A 1464-nucleotide genomic window follows, 5' to 3' on the forward strand; every position below is an offset into this window, starting at 1 on the left:
TTATTGCAGCTAACTTGTTCTTGTAATTAAAAATACCAATTTCCTTGATTAATCCATTACTTTGTGCAATTACTCTATTTTCAAGCGTTTCAGGGTCAATATTTTTACCATTTGAAAGGACAATCATTGTATTTTTTCTTCCACGAATTGTAACATATCCTTCTTCGTCAATTGTTGCTAAATCTCCTGTCTTGAACCATCCGTCTTCAGTAATAACTTCCGCCGTCTTATCAGGTTTATTATAGTAACCTTTCATAACAATTGGTCCTTTAACCCACAATTCTTCATCTACAATTTTTACATCCACATTGTATAATTTTTTCCCAACTGTTCCAATTTTTCTTTCTTTTTTTGAATTTACAGCAATAACTGGTGAAGTCTCTGTAAGTCCATAACCTTCAAGAGCATAAAATCCCAATGTTTCATAAAACTTTGAAATTTCAGGATCCATTTTTGCTCCACCGACAACAATGAAGTCAAGATGTCCACCGAATTTTTTATGGACTTTTGCAAAGACTTTTCTTTTTATCTTCAATGATTTGACATTGCTCATCATTTTGTAAATAAATCGTGTAATAAATTTTGCGTCAATTTGCTGCTTTATTCCATCATAAAATAGCTTGAATACTCTTGGAACACCTATTATTGCAGTTACTCTATTTTTTTCAAGAGCGTCAAATATTTCCTTGCTTGCAATTTTTTCTACAAATACAATTGAAGTTTGATATTTTAACATCAAAAGTACAGTTGCTGTCAATGGTAGAACATGGTGAAACGGCAATATTGCCAAGATCTGATCTCTATGATCAAATATTCCCTTTTCATAAAGTCCTTCCATTTCAGTATTTAAATTATTAAAAGACAGCATTACACCTTTTGGACTTCCAGTTGTCCCTGAAGTATAAAGCATAGCCGCTGTTTCATCTCCAGTTGGATTTTCAAGCTCAAACTGCATATTTTTTATAACATTCATTTTTTCCTGTTCAATTGTAATTTTATCCACATTTATTACTTTTACAGTATTTTTTGAACTATATTTTTCAACTGCTTCAAAAATAGTTCCTTCTGTTTCATTTGAGCAAAAAATTACATTTGGATGCGAATCTTCTAAAACGTATAAAATTTCATCTGAATTACTATTAGCATCAAGGGCTATTCCAACTGATTTTTTATCCCATACTGCAAAAAAACTGTAAATCCATTCTGGACGATTTTCCATAACAATCAGCCCAAATTTTTCTTTTTCCAATTCAACTACATATTCAGAAAAATACTTTATATTATTTATCAAATCAATATAATTAATATGTTTATTATCAAAGTCAACTAATGCCAGTCGCTCCGTTCTCTCTAAAAACATAATTTGCCTCCTCTTTTTATTGGCATATCCAAAATTCAATTTAGTATACCATAATCATAAATAAAATTCAATTTCACATTACTTTGTATATAAAAATTTTATTT

The 1464-nt window shown here is 29.8% G+C and carries 1 protein-coding gene; it reads right to left on the reverse strand.

Annotated features, from left to right (window positions below; all coding sequences use genetic code 11):
- A partial coding sequence (locus Q0370_RS09720) for an AMP-binding protein (protein ID WP_299575142.1) occupies positions 1 to 1360 on the reverse strand: 1360 nt, incomplete at its 3' end.
- Positions 1361 to 1464: the final 104 nt, after the last annotated feature.

It is taken from the genome of uncultured Leptotrichia sp., assembly GCF_938036635.1.
Taxonomy (GTDB): Bacteria; Fusobacteriota; Fusobacteriia; order Fusobacteriales; family Leptotrichiaceae; genus Leptotrichia; species Leptotrichia hongkongensis.